The organism is Glutamicibacter sp. (assembly GCF_032154645.1).
Classification (GTDB): domain Bacteria; phylum Actinomycetota; class Actinomycetes; order Actinomycetales; family Micrococcaceae; genus Glutamicibacter.
Genome location: NZ_JALDXV010000033.1, coordinates 1 through 16,999, shown reverse-complemented (window position 1 = coordinate 16,999; position 16,999 = coordinate 1). Strand labels below are relative to the sequence as shown.

General features: G+C 57.8%; 15 protein-coding genes. 10 read left to right on the top strand and 5 right to left on the bottom strand.

What is annotated here, in order from left to right; all coding sequences use genetic code 11:
• Positions 1 to 23: 23 nt before the first annotated feature.
• Entirely contained in the window at positions 24 to 2,030 is a 2,007-nt protein-coding gene (locus tag RUH64_RS16685) for a M3 family metallopeptidase (protein ID WP_313814904.1), read from the bottom strand.
• Between the two features lie 96 nt (positions 2,031 to 2,126).
• Between RUH64_RS16685 and RUH64_RS16680 the strand changes: the two genes are divergently transcribed.
• Positions 2,127 to 3,332 (top strand): CapA family protein, encoded by a 1,206-nt coding sequence (locus RUH64_RS16680; RefSeq protein ID WP_313814902.1) that lies wholly within the window; start codon positions 2,127 to 2,129, stop codon positions 3,330 to 3,332.
• Between the two features lie 7 nt (positions 3,333 to 3,339).
• Here RUH64_RS16680 and RUH64_RS16675 read toward each other — a convergent pair whose 3' ends face one another.
• Together RUH64_RS16675 and RUH64_RS16670 are read right to left on the bottom strand one after the other, a co-directional pair.
• Positions 3,340 to 4,236: a hypothetical protein gene (locus RUH64_RS16675; RefSeq protein ID WP_313814900.1), complete on the bottom strand. Its 897-nt coding sequence runs from the start codon at positions 4,234 to 4,236 to the stop codon at positions 3,340 to 3,342.
• Positions 4,233 to 4,886, bottom strand: a complete 654-nt coding sequence (locus RUH64_RS16670) for a DUF6318 family protein (RefSeq protein ID WP_313814898.1) — start codon at positions 4,884 to 4,886, stop codon at positions 4,233 to 4,235. The genes RUH64_RS16675 and RUH64_RS16670 overlap by 4 nt, the downstream gene beginning before the upstream one ends.
• A gap of 349 nt (positions 4,887 to 5,235) precedes the next feature.
• Here RUH64_RS16670 and pdxT point away from each other — a divergent pair, with 349 nt between their 5' ends.
• From pdxT to RUH64_RS16625, 9 genes are all read left to right on the top strand, one after another.
• A complete protein-coding gene (gene pdxT / locus RUH64_RS16665) occupies positions 5,236 to 5,847 on the top strand; it encodes a pyridoxal 5'-phosphate synthase glutaminase subunit PdxT (RefSeq protein WP_313814896.1) in 612 nt (203 codons plus the stop codon).
• Between the two features lie 3 nt (positions 5,848 to 5,850).
• Positions 5,851 to 6,609, top strand: a complete 759-nt coding sequence (locus tag RUH64_RS16660) for a YebC/PmpR family DNA-binding transcriptional regulator (RefSeq protein ID WP_313814895.1) — start codon at positions 5,851 to 5,853, stop codon at positions 6,607 to 6,609.
• 4 nt (positions 6,610 to 6,613) lie between these two features.
• A complete protein-coding gene (gene ruvC / locus RUH64_RS16655; RefSeq protein WP_313814894.1) occupies positions 6,614 to 7,213 on the top strand; it encodes a crossover junction endodeoxyribonuclease RuvC in 600 nt (199 codons plus the stop codon).
• 85 nt (positions 7,214 to 7,298) lie between these two features.
• Complete coding sequence (gene ruvA / locus RUH64_RS16650) at positions 7,299 to 7,916, top strand: Holliday junction branch migration protein RuvA (protein ID WP_313814893.1); 618 nt, start codon at positions 7,299 to 7,301, stop codon at positions 7,914 to 7,916.
• Positions 7,917 to 7,925: 9 nt separating this feature from the next.
• Positions 7,926 to 8,975 carry a Holliday junction branch migration DNA helicase RuvB gene (gene ruvB / locus RUH64_RS16645; protein ID WP_313814892.1) on the top strand — a complete coding sequence of 350 codons (1,050 nt, stop codon included), beginning with the start codon at positions 7,926 to 7,928 and terminating at the stop codon, positions 8,973 to 8,975.
• 184 nt (positions 8,976 to 9,159) lie between these two features.
• A complete protein-coding gene (gene yajC, locus RUH64_RS16640; protein WP_313814891.1) occupies positions 9,160 to 9,594 on the top strand; it encodes a preprotein translocase subunit YajC in 435 nt (144 codons plus the stop codon).
• Positions 9,595 to 9,652: 58 nt separating this feature from the next.
• Complete coding sequence (gene secD / locus RUH64_RS16635; protein ID WP_313814890.1) at positions 9,653 to 11,389, top strand: protein translocase subunit SecD; 1,737 nt, start codon at positions 9,653 to 9,655, stop codon at positions 11,387 to 11,389.
• Positions 11,382 to 12,356: a protein translocase subunit SecF gene (gene secF / locus RUH64_RS16630; protein WP_313814889.1), complete on the top strand. Its 975-nt coding sequence runs from the start codon at positions 11,382 to 11,384 to the stop codon at positions 12,354 to 12,356. Before secD ends, secF begins: the two co-directional genes overlap by 8 nt.
• A 277-nt stretch (positions 12,357 to 12,633) precedes the next feature.
• A complete protein-coding gene (locus RUH64_RS16625) occupies positions 12,634 to 14,901 on the top strand; it encodes a bifunctional (p)ppGpp synthetase/guanosine-3',5'-bis(diphosphate) 3'-pyrophosphohydrolase (RefSeq protein WP_313814888.1) in 2,268 nt (755 codons plus the stop codon).
• Between the two features lie 10 nt (positions 14,902 to 14,911).
• Here RUH64_RS16625 and RUH64_RS16620 read toward each other — a convergent pair whose 3' ends face one another.
• Together RUH64_RS16620 and RUH64_RS16615 are read right to left on the bottom strand one after the other, a co-directional pair.
• The gene (locus RUH64_RS16620; RefSeq protein ID WP_313814887.1) at positions 14,912 to 15,556 is read right to left on the bottom strand and encodes a hypothetical protein; all 645 of its coding nucleotides are present in this window, start codon (positions 15,554 to 15,556) and stop codon (positions 14,912 to 14,914) included.
• A 70-nt stretch (positions 15,557 to 15,626) separates the two neighbouring features.
• The coding region (locus tag RUH64_RS16615) for a DUF349 domain-containing protein (RefSeq protein ID WP_313814886.1) at positions 15,627 to 16,999 on the bottom strand (1,373 nt) is incomplete at its 5' end.

The window sequence follows — 16,999 nt, the reverse complement described above, 5'->3', positions numbered from 1 at the left end:
CTGTGCGGAGGCAATCGTCGTCATTATTCTGCGTTCACCAATCCTCGACGGCGCAATAGAGGCTCAACCTCTGCGGTGCGGCCGCGGAATATCTTGTAGGACTCCAAAGGGTCGCGCGTATTGCCGCGCGAGAGCAGCTCCTGACGGAACTGAATACCATTTTCCCGCATAAGACCCCCGTTTTCGGCGAACCACTGCACAGTGTCGGCATCCAGCACCTCGCTCCAGATGTAAGAGTAGTAGCCAGCGGAGTATCCGTTGGCGAAAATATGCTGGAAATATCCGGTTCGATAGCGCGGCGCAATCAGCTGCGGGTCAAAACCAGCCTGCACGAGTACCTGCTCCTCGAACGCTTCGGGGTCCGCAATTTCCGTGCCTGGTTCCAGGGTATGCCACGCCCAATCGAGCACACTGGCGGCTAGATACTCGGTGGTGGCAAAGCCCTGGCCCCACAGCTCTGCATCACGGATGTTGTCCAGGATCTTCGGATCCAATGGTTCACCGGTCTGATAGTGCTTTGCATATGCCGGGACGACATCTTCATGCAGCGCCCACATTTCGTTGACCTGAGACGGGAACTCCACAAAATCGCGGGGGACCGAGGTGCCTGCTAGGGACGCATACTTTCCATTGGCGAACATACCGTGCAACGCGTGTCCAAACTCGTGGAATACGGTGTTGGTTTCGTCGAGGGTCAGCAGAATGGGCTGACCCGGGGCAGGGGCAGCGATGTTGAGCGTGTTCGTAACGATTGGCCGTTCATTTAAGAAGGAGGATCCGTCACGCAGTGAGGTCATCCATGCCCCGCCCTTTTTTGTGGGGCGCGCGAGGTAATCGCCGGTAAACAGCGCCATCGGCGAACCGTCCGCATCGAATACCTCCCAGACACGTACCTCTGGATGGTAGGTCGGGAGGTCGAAGCGCTCTTCGAAAGTGATGCCGTAGAGCTTGGTGGCAGTGGCGAAGACGCCGTTGAGCAGAACGCTTTCCAGCTCGAAGTACTCACGGACTGCCGCCGAATCAACTGCGAACTTCTCACGCAAGACCTTTTGGGAATAGTACTGCCAGTCCCATGGATTGATCGGAGCCCCGGCGATTTGGCGCAGCGTTTCAGCCTCTCCCAACGCATTGCGTACGGCAGGGGTCGTCAGTTCTTCCAAGCGATCGGCAACCGCACGGATATTCGGTGCGGTAGCATCTGCAAGTACTGACTCGGCGTGATTCGCAAATCCCAGTACCTTGGCACGTTCGGCACGTAGTGCTGCCATCTTTGACGCTATTGCCACGGTCGAATCCAGACCTCGGGTAATGGAGGCTTCATAGACCTTTCGGCGGGACTCGCTGCGAGCCAGTTGCGACAGCACCGGCTGCTGCGTTGGGGATACCAGTGGCAATAGGAATCCTGATGAATGTCCTGCATCTAATGCCGCCCTGGCCGCTGACGCCACGGCAGCGTCATCCAAGCCTTCGAGTTCGGCGGCGTCTTCGAAGTAGGCAGCATGGGCATTCTGATTCTCCAAAGCCTTATTGGAGAACTGGCTTGAGAGATATGAGAGCTCTTCGTTGAGAGTTGAAAGTCGCCCCTTGGCATTGGCGTCTAGCGCGGCACCGGCAAGTTCAAAGGTGTTGAGTACTTGCTCGGCTAACCTGGCATCTTCGCCGGTCAAATTGGAAACTTTAACGCCTTGTAAACGGGAGTACAAGGTTTCATTTAGGTGGATCGCGTCTTCTTGCCGGGTCATGATGGCGGACATTTCGCTCTGAATCTCGTGCAGGTCCTCAGTGCCATGCGCGGATAGAACGGAGAAATACGTCATGAGCGCACGACGCAGCAGTTGTCCGGATGCTTCCAGTGCCAAGAACGAATTTTCAAAGGTTGGAGATTCGTTGTTACTGGTGATCGATTCGATCTCCAGCAATTGATCGGCTGCTCCTTGTCTGGCTGCTGACAGGTAATTCTCTGCGGTGAGTTGATCAAAAGCCGGCCATTGATATGGCTTGGCGCTGGGCGTAAACAACGGGTTCGACATGTGACAAGGTTCCCATAACCAACGTGAGCTATCTTGCATTTAGGAGGACGTCTCGCCGTCGGCGAACCACTAATCAAGAACTGTAGGGTTGGAGCTATGACTCATCGCCGCTTGTCACGTATTACGGTTGTAGTTGCCGCTGTACTATTGCCCTCCACGTTTTTGGCTGGATGCAGCGCAGGAACTGTGCCGGCGCCAGAACCGGTATCAACTACGGCATCGGCTTCATCCCAAGAATCAACACCTGAGGCTAACGGCGAGCCCCCAGCTAGTGGGAAGGTAGCAGACGACTCCGAATTCTCGCTTATGGTTACCGGAGATGTCCTGTTGCATCCTCAGCTACTCGACGAAGCTTCCAAGGCGGCGCAAGAAGCCGACGGAAATGGGAAAGACTTCGACTTTCAGCCGTTGCTAAAAGGTCTGAAACCTTACGTGCAAGATGCAGATGTAGCTCTTTGCAACATGGAAACTCCGATCGGTGAGCCACCATACTCCGGATACCCGGTATTTACCGTTCCAGCGCAAATCGCCAGTGACCTTGAGGAAATCGGCTATGACGGCTGCACAACTGCTTCAAACCACTCCATGGATGACGGAACTGATGGTGTTGTGCGGACCCTGGATGCATTGCAGAACAGCGACCTATTCACTACTGGTAGCTATCGGAGTAAAGCTGATCAACAAAGGCCTCCAATCCTAGAATCACATGGCGTTGAACTCGGTGTGATAGCTAGTACCTACTCGCTGAACGGCATGAAAGCCGATGCTGATTGGCGCGTTGATACAGGGGTGAACGCAGATCGGCTCATTCAGCGGGCAAAGAAGGCACGGAAGTCAGGCGCCGACATCGTAGTTGCTGCAATTCATGATGGTTCAGAGTATTCTACGAGACCAACCGCTGCTCAGCGGAAGCTCGGCCATGCACTGGCTGATTCTGGCGCCTTCGACTTCATTTACATGCACCACACGCATTCGGTCTTGCCTATAGAGAAGTACAAGGGAAAGTGGATCGTTTATGGACTTGGGAACTCAGTAGCAAAACACGCCACCCCCACTATCCTGAATCGTGAAGGTATCGGCGTAAAGGCTACCTTCAGCAAAGATGATCAAGGATGGTCCGTTTCAAAACTGCAGTACGTGCCGCATCAGCTGAGCAAGGAACCAGTAACTTGGTGTGAAGTCGCTACTTCCAAGACGTGCGTGCCGCCTGCCGATGCCAAAGCCTCTTTAAAACGCACAGAAACTACGGTTGATGCCTATGGAGCATTCGACGACGGCCTAACAGGATGGAAGCTGCCTTAGAAAACGTTCAGTCGGTGGCAATGAGTTCCTTCTTCGTCCGCCATACATCCATAACGACTGGATCGCTCGGTACCGAAGCTTGTCCGGGAATCCTTTCCCATGGGCCACCATCGACGCTAAATTCTCCACGATAAAGTGTCGTTACTACGACTTTGAATTTGCCAGTTTCTTCATAGACATGACTAGTAGATGTTTCATCATGCAAGGTATGGTTCGGTACTGCCTCGCCTGGAAAATCGAATCTTCGATTCGTACCGTCTCCATAATTCCAAATCCATTGAACAGGTATAGCGCGTATAGCGACTTTTGCAGAAGCTATATTGACATTAAAGTTTTGTGTCCTCGTAGCTGCCCAAAAATGCGTGAACCCGTTTCGAAGAGAAAAATTTGATGGGTCACTGTTAACTTTCGAAGGCTTCAGAGGAAAAGTTCTAAATTGTTCATTACTAATTTTGATTACCTCAACGATTTCAGAATCCTTTGGCAATTCAATTTTCGGGTCTTCGGGGCACATCGATAACGAACTGAGTACTTTACTGTCCTGTGTTCTTATGATTTGTCGAACGATCGGAAATGAATTATCCTTGCAGGGCTTTATATCTGGATTAGATTGGCATCCCATAAATTTTTCAAGTCCGGTTTGGCATGTATCGAAGTCTCGGATTCGAACTTCCTGTTTCTTTTCTACTTTCTCAGACTTCTTATCAGATACCAGAAATGATTTTGGATTCTTTCTGTTGTTTTGCGCGCAAAGTGTCCAAGCGATGTTTACTGATCGATGCCCGGAGGTCTTTCGTTCAGAACACACTCTTTCGATAGCCGGATGAACTGAATATTGGTTCAACGAAACACTTGTCAATGTCAGCGACAAGGCAATTAGAGTAAATGCTCGAAAAGTAATCACGATTGATTGTCCTCGACCAGAAACTCCACAACTTTCCAACCATTCTTGAATTCCACCTGAAAAGTTCCGTAAGTTTCTGAAACTTCAGAGTACTCGCCTATAACCTTTCCTGGGTCCTGATACGTCTTAAATGGTTTCGAAGTGAAGATTGTTGTGATGATCGCATTGGACTTTTTGGGCTGATAGGTGTCAATTATGTGGAATTCATACTCACCGCCTACCACCCACTCATCAATGGATTTACTGTAATCCGCGGGGTCAATGATTGAAACAGCACATTCTTTACAATTTCTCGATGTATATTTCTTGATCTCTTGTGTATCGTTGGTCTCGGCCACGTAATTGATTAACTCGGCGTAGTATTCTATAAAAGCTTTTGCTCCGTCTGGTGAATTCACTTTAGCTTTGTCAGAGAATTCTGGCAGAGGGACATTCTCCGCGGGTCCCTTTTCACTAGCGGGTCGGTACTTTTGCCCTTCATTTCCCATCGAGCGTTCGGGAAAGGGAGCAGGCGAAGTTCCTGAGGGCGGAATAGTGGAGCTATTGATCGGCGGAGAAGGTTTCGTTTCGGAAGACCCAGAATCACACGCAGCCAAGGCGAACGCGCAGGTCGCTACTAACGCGACGGTTACAAATTTCCCAGCGTTCATTTGAACTCTCCGTCATGAGTGGGGAAGTCGTCGTTTGCGTCATCCTATGCCCGACGACAGATAAATGGCAGAGGTTTTAACGAATCTGTGGATAAGTAAGAAACGAAGCGATGCTTGGTTTGGAAAATGATTCGTAGACCTAGAGACTCTAAAGTTCATCTCGCAGTTGGAACGTCCAATTCCGAAGCAAATGTTTGCGACACACCGGGTAACAAAACCTTGTTGAACTTCTGCGCCAGAATAACGTTGATCCGGCGCTTCGTGGATAGTCAGAGCGCCCTCCGGGGGAGACATAGAGCTTGTTGGCTTAAGTTGAATCGGAGCTGGAAACGATAGTGAAGGTAGAAGAATGTCGCTCTTTGGCGTCCTGGCCCTGCAGGGGGATTTCCGCGAGCATTTGGCTTCGCTGAGCGAACTAGGTGAAGTGGCCATTGCCGTGCGCACCCAAGAAGAATTATCTAGAGTCGACGCGCTGATCATTCCTGGCGGCGAGTCGTCAGTGATTGACCGACTATCTCGCAACTACGGACTGGCAAATCCAATCAAGGAACGCATCGCTTCAGGTATGCCGACCTATGGTTCATGCGCGGGAATGATCATGCTCGCAGACCGCCTCGAAAACCCTGCAGTTGCCCGTGATGGCGCTGTACAGCAGACCTTCGGCGGCATCGATATGACTGTTCGCCGCAACGCCTTCGGGCGCCAGGTGGATTCTTTCGAGAACCATTTGGACTTCAACGGGGTAAACCTCGAAGCGGTCTTCATTCGAGCTCCTGAAGCCATTGAAGTCGGCCCACAGGTGGAAGTGATCAGCAGGGTACCCGGCGTAGACGGCAATGCACAAGGTAGAATTGTTGCAGTACGCCAAGGAAATTTGCTGGCAACCAGTTTTCATCCGGAGGTCTCCGGAAACGCTGCGATCCACGAATTCTTCATCAATATCACGCGAGGAGACGCTTAAAGCATGTCAGGCCACTCCAAATGGGCAACAACTAAGCACAAGAAGGCAGCCATCGACGCCAAGCGCGCCAAGGCCTTCGCGAAATTCATCAAGGGTATCGAAGTAGCTGCTCGCGCTGGCGGCGCAGACCTTTCAGGCAACCCGGCACTTGAACTTGCAGTCAGCAAGGCAAAGAAGAACTCTGTTCCAGTTAACAACATCGATCGCGCCATTAAGCGCGGCGCCGGCCTTACCGGCGAAGTTGTTGATTACACCGAGATCATTTACGAAGCACGCGGCCCTCAGGGTTCTGCACTGCTGATTGAGTGCTTGACCGATAATAAGAACCGCGCAGCATCCGAGGTCCGCGTCGGCATCACACGCAACGGTGGCTCGGTGGCGGACCCAGGTTCCGTGAGCTACCTGTTCAACCGCCAGGGCGTCGTCCGCCTGCCGAAGGGCGAGCTGACCGAAGACGATCTGCTGATGGTTGTACTTGACGCCGGTGCAGACGAAATCCTGGACGAGGGCGATAACTTCGCCATCGTTTGCGAGCCAACCGATCTGCGTGCGGTGGCCAGTGCACTCGACGAGGCTGAGATCTCCTACGAATCCGATGAAATGGAATTCCTGCCTTCGATGAAGGTTGATCTGGACGTCGACGGTGCTCGCAAGTTCCTCAAGCTCTTTGATGCGCTGGAAGAACTCGACGATGTGCAGAACGTCTACACCAACGCTGACCTCTCCGAAGAGGTAATGGCAGCCTTGGAAGAGGAGAACTAAGGGTTTGTCCCTTCGTGTCGTGGGCGTCGACCCCGGCTTGACCCGTTGCGGTCTTGCTGTGGTCGACGTTGCCGCAAACCGACAAGTAACACTGGTCGATGTCACAGTCGCGGGAACTCCGCCGGGAACCCCGCTGGACGCCCGACTGTTGACCATCGCCAACGCCATTGATGCTTGGCTTGACCAGCATCAGCCAGATGTCCTTGCCCTGGAACGAGTCTTCGCGCAGGTCAATGTTTCAACTGTCATTGGCACTGCTCAGGTGACCGGCATTGTCATCACCGCAGCCGCACGCCGGGGTATCCCCGTAGCCCTGCATACACCCACCGAAGTCAAGGCGGCAGTCACCGGTTCGGGCCAAGCAACCAAGAACGCCATCGGCAAAATGGTGGCAAAGATCTGCCGACTCGATGAACCACCCAAACCGGCCGATGCCGCCGATGCCGTAGCACTGGCCATCGCCCACGCTTGGCGTGGTGCAGCGGCAGGCTCCAATGCGTCCGCCTCGGCAAGCACGGCCGGCGGATCAAAGCAGCTCACCGCGGCGCAGCAGGCATGGATTGCCGCCGAAGCATCGGCCAAACACAAGGCCGCACGACGCTAACGTCTTCCGCTGGGTTGGGTTCGTCGAAATTCGTAGTTATCTTCGATAGACTGATCGTGATCGAACATATTTCCCAAGGAGTGTCATGATCAGCTCATTGACCGGCATCGTCCAAGCGGTGTCATTGAACACCGCAGTCATCAACGTCAACGGATTCGGCATGCTCGTCAACGCCACACCTGCGACACTGTCGCATCTCTTCGAAGGACGAGAAGCCACCGTTTACACCTCAATGGTCGTCCGCGAGGACTCGATGACGCTCTTTGGATTTGCCAGCGTCGACGAACGAGACGTATTCGAGGTACTAATTAGCGTCTCCGGAATCGGCCCCCGCACCGGCTTGGCAATTCTGGCGGTACACACCCCGGAAGAAGTGCGCATCGCCGCAAATACCAAGGACACTGCTGCCTTCACCAAGGTCTCCGGAATCGGCCCCAAGGGCGCAAGCCGAATCGTTCTGGAACTAAACGGCAAACTCGTTCCGACGGGAGCGCCGAGCGCCACGACGGCCACAGATGCACCTTCCGTTTGGGAACCCCAGGTGATCGAAGCGTTGACGGGCCTGGGCTGGAGCGAGAAGGATGCTACCTCGACCATCAAGGCGCTGGCTAAGGCCGAACCTGATGTAGTTGCCACCGGCAATGTTGCAGACATTTTGCGTGCCGCGCTGCGCAGTATGTCCAGCGCAAACCGCGCCCGATAGGATTTCATCGTGTCTGATTCCACCAAACTGACCCACGCAGGCAGCGAGCCCGAAGAACGCGCGCTGGAAGCTGCGCTGCGGCCTCGAAACCTCGATGACTTCGTCGGCCAGGCAAGGGTACGCCAGCAGCTGGGCCTGGTGCTGGAGGCTGCGAAGATCCGTGAGCGCAGCGCGGACCACGTCTTGCTCTCCGGGCCTCCGGGCCTGGGCAAAACCACCTTGTCGATGATCATCGCGGCAGAGATGAATGCGCCGCTGCGCATTTCCTCGGGCCCAGCCATCCAGCACGCGGGCGACTTGGCTGCCATCTTGTCCTCGCTGACCGAAGGCGAAGTCCTGTTCCTTGATGAAATCCATCGCATGTCCCGCCCTGCGGAGGAAATGCTTTACATGGCCATGGAGGACTTCCGTGTAGACATCGTCGTTGGCAAGGGCGCCGGCGCCACCGCCATTCCCTTGGACCTGCCGCCATTTACGCTCGTCGGTGCCACGACCCGCGCGGGTTTGCTACCGGGCCCGTTGCGCGACCGCTTTGGCTTCACCGGACACCTTGAGTTCTACACGGTCCAAGAACTTGAGCTGGTCCTGCGCCGTTCGGCCATGATGCTCGATCTTCGCGTCACCTCCGCGGCCTTCACCGAAATTGCGGGACGTTCGCGCGGCACTCCGCGTATCGCCAACCGGCTGCTGCGCCGTGTACGCGACTGGGCACTGGTGCACAAGCTGGAAGAGATCGATGCGGAGTCTGCTGCCGCGGCACTGGACATGTACGAGGTTGACGCGCGCGGACTTGACCGTCTTGACCGTTCGGTCCTTGAGGCGCTGTGCCTGAAGTTCGGCGGGGGACCGGTGGGACTGTCCACCCTGGCCATTGCGGTCGGCGAAGAAACCGAGACCGTTGAGACCGTCGCGGAACCGTACCTGGTGCGCGAGGGTCTGATGGGCAGAACACCCCGCGGCCGCATCGCGATGCCGAGCGCATGGCAGCACCTGGGCCTAGCGATGCCCAAAGACGCAATCTTTGCCAGTGCACAAAGCTATGAAAACGATGAGGATTAGGAAAGCAATCCTTCAGACATTTCAGAAATAGTTCGCCTGTGCACGCATAGCCATTAGACTAAAGACGCTTGACTTCTACCCTTCAACGGTTGAAGTTCAAGCGTCTTTGCTACATTCACACACGTTAATCGTGGGTAGCATCTGAAATTTTAGGCATTCGCAACAATTGTTAGCAGGTAAATACGTGAACTTCCCCGTGATCGCACAGGCCGCCGGCGGTGGCTTCAACCCTTCTCTGATTCTGATGGTTGCGCTCTTCGCAGTGCTCATCCTCATGATGTTCCGCGGCCGCAAGAAGCAGGCTGCGCAGCAGGAGAAGTTGAAGACCAACACCGTTCCAGGCGCCAAGGTGATGACCAATTCGGGCATCTTCGGCACCATCATCGGCATCGATGGGGAAGATCGCGTTCAGGTAGAGGTCGCCAACGGCGTAGTACTCACCCTGCACCGCCAGGCCATCTCCACCTTCCTGGACAATGATGCAGCCCCGGCAGTTGCACCTGCCGCCGACGACGCCACCACCACTGCCGCTCCAGCCACCGAAACCCCAGCCGGTGAAACTGCTGAAGAGACTCTTCGTCGCCTGAACGACGAAGGCAAGGACGAGCGCAACGCCTAACCAAGGCAGAATTGCGGCGGCCGCCACCGTGGACCGCCCAGACGAGAGAGCACATTAGATGTCATCAATCAGACCTGTAAAGCAGGCACGCAAAGCGTTGCTGTGGCTGCTCGTGGTCATCATTGTCGCTACAGGCGTGTTGGTCGGCGGTGTAGTGACAGGCAAAACTACATTTGCCCCGAAGCTTGCGCTCGACCTTGAAGGCGGTACCCAGATGATTCTGGCACCGCGCGTTCAGGGCAATGAAGCGATTACGCAGGAGCAGCTCGACCAGGCGGTGGAGATCATCCGCCAGCGCGTTGACGGTGCAGGTGTTACCGAATCGGAAATCACCACCCAGTCGGGCCGCAACGTTGTGGTTTCGATGCCGGGCGTTCCTTCCCAGGAAACCCGCGACCTGATCCAGGCCTCCGCAAATATGGAATTCCGTCCGGTCTTGATCGCCGGCCCATACAATGCGGTGCCCGAGGATCAGCGCACCCCTGAAAAGGACCTGCCTAAGCCAACCGGTGAACCGGAGAACGCTTCAGACACCAACTGGATCACCCCCGAGCTGTACAAAGAGTTCGAGGCTTACGACTGCGCTGCAGAAGAGAACAACACTTCTGAGACCACCCACGATCCAGCCAAGCCGATGATTTCCTGCGACGAACGTGCGCAGGCCAAGTACATCCTCGGCCCACAGGAGATCCCAGGCGACCAGATCAGCAACGCCTACGCGCAGCTGGCTCGCGGCGTCAACGGATCGGTCACCGGCGACTGGGTCGTCGTCATCGAATTCAACCCAGACGGCACCAAGACCTTCGCGGACACCACCCAGCGATTGATCTCGCTGCAGGGTTCGCGCAACCAGTTCGCCATCGTCCTTGATGGAAAGACCATTTCCGCTCCAACCACCAATGCGGTGATTGCCGACGGACGCCCGCAGATCTCCGGCGGCTTCACCCAGGAGACCGCACAGGCGCTGGCGGAGCAGCTGAAGTACGGCGCACTGCCGATCAGCTTTGAGATCCAGTCCGAACAGCAGGTCTCTGCGACCCTCGGTGCGGACCAGCTCAAGGCTGGTCTGATCGCAGGCATTATCGGTCTGGTCCTGGTCTTCATCTACTCGATCTTCCAGTACCGTGCGCTCGGCTTCGTGACCATCGCTTCGCTGATCGTTTCCGGCTATCTCACCTACCTTGCGCTGGTGTTGCTGGGATGGGGCATGAACTACCGCTTGTCATTGGCGGGCGTGGCTGGTCTGATCGTCGCCATCGGTCTGATTGCCGACTCGTTCATCGTGTACTTCGAACGTGTCCGCGACGAGCTGCGCGACGGTCGACCACTGGCAAGCGCCATCGATGTGGGCTGGGGGCGCGCCAAGCGGACCATTCTTGCCTCGAAGGCAGTGAACCTGCTGGCGGCGGTGGTTCTGTACATCGTCGCGGTCGGCAACGTCCGAGGCTTCGCGTTCACCCTGGGCCTGACAGCCATCATCGACTTGATCGTCGTCTACGGTCTGACCCATCCGATGCTCGTGCTGCTTTCGCGCACCAAGTTCTTCGCCGACGGACACCGCTTCTCCGGGCTTGACCCGTCGCTGCTCGGTGCCGTGCCGCTGTACCGCGGTGCCGGCAAGGTCCGCCACTTCAACGAGAACGCTGAAGCAAACCGCGGCAAGAAGAACCAGAAGGCCAGCGCGGAAGCCGCAAAGCGCATGACCATCGCCGAACGTCGACGAGCAGAAGCCCAGGCCTCAGCTGCAAAGCCTGACGCAGTGAAGGACTCGGCATCAAAGGAGAGCAATGAATAAGCTTGCGCAGTGGGGCAACGAGCTCTACACGGGCAAACGCTCCTACCCGTTCACCGGCAAGCACCGGCTGTGGTTCGCCATCGCCGGCGTGCTGGTAGTGCTCTCGATCCTGGTTCCTGTCGTCAAGGGCGGCTTCAACCTGGGCATCGATTTCCGCGGCGGCTCGGAGTTCGTGGTGTCCAACACCACGCACACCGACACTTCCAGCGGAGAAGACGCAGTCAAGGAAGTCGCTCCGGACGCTCATGTCACGGTGACCAACATTGCCCCCGGAACCATGCGGATCCAGACCGAGCGCCTCTCCGACGACCAGACCCTGGCCATCGCGAAGTCGCTGTCCGAAAGCTACGGCGTCAGCGCCGACGAGGTGACCAGCAACTTCATCGGCCCTACCTGGGGCCAGGACGTTTCCCGTCAGGCCCTGGTGGGTCTGCTGGTCTTCGTGCTGCTGGTGGGACTGCTGATGGCGATCTACTTCCGAACGTGGAAGATGTCCCTGGCGGCGATCATCGGCCTGTTCGTGGTCATTATCATCACCGCCGGTATCTACTCACTCTCGGGCTTCGAGATCACCCCATCGGCGATCATCGGCTTCCTGACGATTTTGAGCTACTCGCTGTATGACACGGTGGTGGTCTTCGACAAGGTCAGGGAGAACACGAAGGACTTTGCCCGCGGTCATGACCGGACCTTTGAACAGCAGGTGAACCTCGCGGTGAACCAGACCCTGGTCCGTTCGATCAACACCTCGATCGTGGCCCTGCTGCCAGTCGCGTCGATTCTGTTCATCGGCTCGTACATGCTTGGTGCAGGCACCCTCAAGGACCTGTCGCTGGCGTTGTTCATCGGCATCATCGTCTCCGCGCTGTCCACCCTGTTCGTCGCAGCTCCGCTGTACGCATGGCTGCGCCGCAACGAGCCGGAAATCGTCGCACACACCAAGAAGTTGGAAATGGCAGCCTCCTAGGCAGCCCTTCGACACTGACCGCGATGCCAAATCGGCGTCCACCGCATCTGCCGGTGGACGCCGATTTCGCTTAAGAATGACGCCGGTCGATTAGTAGACACCGCGTTCACGTGCTATAACGAATGAACTGGAGAACGTGTAAAAATTGAAGCTGCGGCATTTTGACGCGGCGGCACCCATCCCGTCCGAACGCACTGACCGGCGTCGGCCCTGGCGATAACCTTGCCCGGTGCGACGCCGTTCGTCGTTGGACGGTGGAACGTGGAAGGAGCGGGGCATGGCCAACACGCCTAACCTGAACAACTCAAAACGACGCTCGATCTCACGTTTGGTGCGCTTTGCCGGCCGCGGGAGCACACCCAGCACCTCGCCGACCCTTGAACCACTGCTGCGCACCGTTAAATCCAAACACCCCAAGGCAGATCTGGACCTGCTGGTCCACGCCTATGAGGTCGCCGAAAAGCACCATGAGGGCCAGAAGCGCAAGAGCGGCGACCCCTACATCACCCACCCCGTTGCCGTGGCGACGATCCTTGCCGAGATGGGCATGACGGGATCCATCCTGGCCGCCGCACTGCTACACGACACGGTGGAAGACACCGACTACTCGCTCGAGGCGGTGACCAAGGAGTTCTCCGAAGAGATCGCCATGCTCGTGGACGGCGTCACCAAGCTGGACAAGGTCACCTACGGCGATGCGGCCCCGGCCGAAACCGTACGTAAAATGGTCGTCGCCATGTCGCGCGATATCCGCGTACTGCTGATCAAGCTCGCCGACCGCCTGCACAACGCCCGCACCTGGCGCTATGTCTCCCCGGAGTCCAGCTCGCGCAAGGCCAAGGAAACCCTAGAGATCTTTGCGCCGCTGGCGCACCGTCTGGGCATGAACACCGTCAAGTGGGAACTTGAAGACCTGTCCTTCGCGGCGCTTCACCCCAAGGTGTATCAGGAAATCGTCCGCATGGTGGGGGACCGAACCCCTGAACGCGAGAAGTACCTGGCAACCCTGCGCGAAACCCTGAACAAGGACCTGCGTGATGTGGACATCAACGCCACCGTTTCCGGTCGCCCCAAGCACTACTATTCGATCTACCAGAAGATGATCGTGCGAGGCAAGGACTTCGACGACATCCACGACCTGATGGGCGTGCGCGTCCTGGTTGACAGCGTCAAGGACTGCTACGGTGCGCTGGGCGTGGTCCACGCACAGTGGAACCCGCTGCCCAACCGCTTCAAGGACTACATTGCGATCCCGAAGCTGAACCTCTACCAGTCCCTGCACACCACCGTCATGGGCCCCGAAGGCAAACCGGTAGAGATCCAAATCCGCACCCATGACATGCACGTGCGCGCCGAATACGGCGTCGCCGCCCACTTCCAGTACAAGCACGGGGCCAACGCGAACTCCATGCTCTCCCCGGAGCAGAACATGGACTGGCTGCGATCGCTCATGGAATGGCAGGCAGACGCGACGGACTCCGAGGAGTTCCTCGACGGACTGCGCTACACCATCAGCTCCGCCGAAGTTTACGTGTTCACCCCGAAGGGCGACATCATGTCCCTGCCGGTGGGGGCGACGCCGGTCGACTTCGCGTATTCCATCCACACCGACGTCGGCCACCGCACCATCGGTTCACGCGTCAACGGCAAGCTGGTGCCGCTGCACACCGAACTGAAGCAGGGCGACGTGGTGGAGGTCTTCACCTCCAAGGCAGAGGGCGCAGGTCCTTCTCAGGACTGGCAGAACTTCGTCAAGTCCCCGCGCGCCAAGGCGAAGATCCGCGGCTACTTCTCCAAGGAGCGCCGCGAGGAGTCGATTGAGAAGGGCAAGGAGCAGCTCACTAAGGAGCTGCGCCGCAATCAACTGCCGCTGCAGAAGCTCATGACCCACGATTTGCTTGCCGCGGTGGCCAGCGAGTTGCACCATTCGGATATCTCGGCGCTCTACCAGTCGGTGGGCGACGGGCATACCAGCGCACAGAACGTCATTGAGCATCTCACCGCGCTGATCGAACCCGAAGAGCCAGCCGTCGAACCGGACGAGGCTGAAATCAAGGTCAACGCACCGACCCAGCGCACCGGCAACGACGCCGGTGTCATCGTTGAGGGCATCGGCGACGTGCTGGTCAAGTTGGCGCGCTGCTGCACCCCGGTGCCGCCGGATGAGATTCAGGGCTTCGTCACGCGCGGTGCAGGCGTTTCTGTGCACCGCACCGACTGCCTGAACCTTGCCCAGCTAGCCGAACAGGCAGACCGCATTGTCAATGTCTCTTGGGCCGCCAAGCACAACGGCGTCTTCCTCGTGGAGATCCAGGTAGAAGCGCTGGACCGCAAGTCGCTGCTCTCGGACGTAACCAGAATTTTGTCGGAGAACCACCTGAACATCCTCTCCGCTTCCGTGCAGACCAGCAAGGAGCGCGTGGCGATTTCGCGCTTCTCCTTCGAAATGGGCGATCCGAAGTTCCTGAATCACGTGTTGAACCAGGTGCGCAGGATCGATGGCGTGTACGACGTCTACCGCACCACCGCCGGCAGCCGCCGCTAGCACCTTGCGGCTAGGCGGCTCGGGGGTACTGCTCCCTGCGCAAACCGGGCTCGGCGAAAGAATCAACCAGCCGCAGTGCCCTAGATACGGGAGGCTGCGGGGGATAGGCCAGCAACTGCTGTGCCACTGCATCCAAATGCAGGTAGGGGTCGCCGAGCCGCACCACCTCGCTCAGCACCCTGGTGGCGGTGGGCAGCGGGTCAAAGGCCGCGCAGTCGCACACCGTGCGCAACAGGCTGGTGACCTTGACCCGGTGTTTGACCACGACGTCGTCCCTGGCCAGTTCGAGCTGGCAGAAGCTGACCTGCAGTCCGTTGCCGGGCCTATAGGGCCTACGGTAACCGGGACTTGAAATACACAGTGCAAAGGTGAACGGCAGCAGCCCGTGCACCCATGCGGCCGTCTCGCGGCAGATGACATCTTGACGCTGCAACTGTCGTCCGGAGACAAAGGCGGCAATCCGTGCCCTTGCGGCGACGTCATAGCTGAAAAATGACGGCACAAAACAATTGCCCATGGCCTCTCGGACCAGGCCACGACCGGCCATCGCCCCAAGTTCGTTGCGGCTGAACATCTCGCCGGCGATTAACAAGTCCTCTGGAATGCGCAATGCGGCGGCGCGCTGTCCCGCAGCCTGTGTATGAATCTTGTCCATAGGGCTACTGAACCAGCAAGCGCCGCCGCATTGGCGGTGTTCTGTCGAACTGTGGATTACTCCAAGTTGTTTACTCGAAGTCTGCAGCAGACTTCTCAAGGGTGCTCAACCACATGCGGCGGGCGTCCAAGGCTTCCTGGGCCGCGGCGATCTGCTTGGCATTGCCCTTGGCCTGGGCTGCCTTCAAGTCGTCTTCCAGCGCAGCAATGGTGTCCTGCAGCTGCGAGAGCATCGAGTTCGAGCGGGCCTTGGTCTCCGGATTGGAGCGGCGCCACTGCTCGTCCTCGGCACCCTTCACGGCGTCCGATACCTGGCGCAGCGCGGATTCAATGCGCTGCAGGTCGCCGCGCGGCACCTTGCCAGCTGCTTCCCAACGGTCGCGGATCGAATCCAGCTTGGCCTTGGCTGCGGCAAGATCCTGAATCGGTAGCAGTGCTCGAGCTTCCTCCAGCAACGCCTCCTTCACGAGAAGATTTGCCGCGAACTCTTCGTCGATCTTTGCGTTCGCCGCGGTGCGGGCCTGGAAGAAGACGTCCTGGGCGGCGCGGAAGCGGCCCCAGAGCTGATCGTCGTCCTTGCGCGATGCACGACGGGACTTCTTCCACTCGTCCATGAGCTTGCGGTACTCGGCGGCGGTGGCCGCCCAGTCGGTCGATTCCTGCAGCGCCTCGGCGCGGGCGATGAGCTCTTCCTTGACTGCCTTGGCGGCGGCGTTGGTGGAGTCAAGCTGCGAGAAGTAGGCGCGGCGATGGCGGTCGAAGGTGGTGCGCGCCGCACGGAATCGCTTCCACAGGGCATCTTCGGTGGCGCGCGGCAGGCGGACCGAAGAGCGCTGGGTGCTCTTCCAGCTCTCGAACAGGTCGTTCATCGCGGCGGAAGCGGTCTTCCACTGGATCTGCTCGGGACGCTTAGCAGCCATGGCTTCCGCCTGCTCGACGATCGACTCGCGCAGCGCCAGCTGTTCGGCGCGGGCGGCCTCGTTGGCCTTGCGCTGATCTGCCGCAAGGTTCTGCGCCGCGGCGCGAACCGTCTCAAGGCGGGACTCGAGCAGGGCGATGTCGCCCACCATGTGGCGTTCGGTGACCAAGGCCGCCAGCGCGTCGATGTTCTTACCCATCTCGCCGGCCGGAGCCTTGGCTGCAACGCGCTGCTCAAGCAGCAGCAGCTGGGAGAAGGCGTCGTCATATTTACGCGCGAAGTACGCCAAGGCCTCCTGCTCGCTGGCATCTGGGTACTGGCCCACCGGGTGCTCGGTGCCGTCGATGATGACGAATACGTGGCCGTCCTCGGTCACTCGGGCGAACTTTGCCGCCTCGTCGAGGGGAGTGGTGTGTGCGACGGGCTGGGCTGCGACCGGCTTGGCGGCAGGCTTTACGGCCTGCGGCGAAGGGGTCTTCTGGCTGTCGTCGGATTGCTGACTGGTGGTCACCGCTGAAACTCTTT

Coding starts and splice junctions, on each gene's coding strand:
- RUH64_RS16685 (WP_313814904.1), bottom strand. CDS start 2,030: ATGTCGAACCCGTTGTTTACGCCCAGCGCCAAGCCATATCAATGGCCG.
- RUH64_RS16680 (WP_313814902.1), top strand. CDS start 2,127: ATGACTCATCGCCGCTTGTCACGTATTACGGTTGTAGTTGCCGCTGTA.
- RUH64_RS16670 (WP_313814898.1), bottom strand. CDS start 4,886: ATGAACGCTGGGAAATTTGTAACCGTCGCGTTAGTAGCGACCTGCGCG.
- pdxT (WP_313814896.1), top strand. CDS start 5,236: ATGTCGCTCTTTGGCGTCCTGGCCCTGCAGGGGGATTTCCGCGAGCAT.
- RUH64_RS16660 (WP_313814895.1), top strand. CDS start 5,851: ATGTCAGGCCACTCCAAATGGGCAACAACTAAGCACAAGAAGGCAGCC.
- ruvA (WP_313814893.1), top strand. CDS start 7,299: ATGATCAGCTCATTGACCGGCATCGTCCAAGCGGTGTCATTGAACACC.
- secD (WP_313814890.1), top strand. CDS start 9,653: ATGTCATCAATCAGACCTGTAAAGCAGGCACGCAAAGCGTTGCTGTGG.
- secF (WP_313814889.1), top strand. CDS start 11,382: ATGAATAAGCTTGCGCAGTGGGGCAACGAGCTCTACACGGGCAAACGC.
- RUH64_RS16625 (WP_313814888.1), top strand. CDS start 12,634: ATGGCCAACACGCCTAACCTGAACAACTCAAAACGACGCTCGATCTCA.
- RUH64_RS16620 (WP_313814887.1), bottom strand. CDS start 15,556: ATGGACAAGATTCATACACAGGCTGCGGGACAGCGCGCCGCCGCATTG.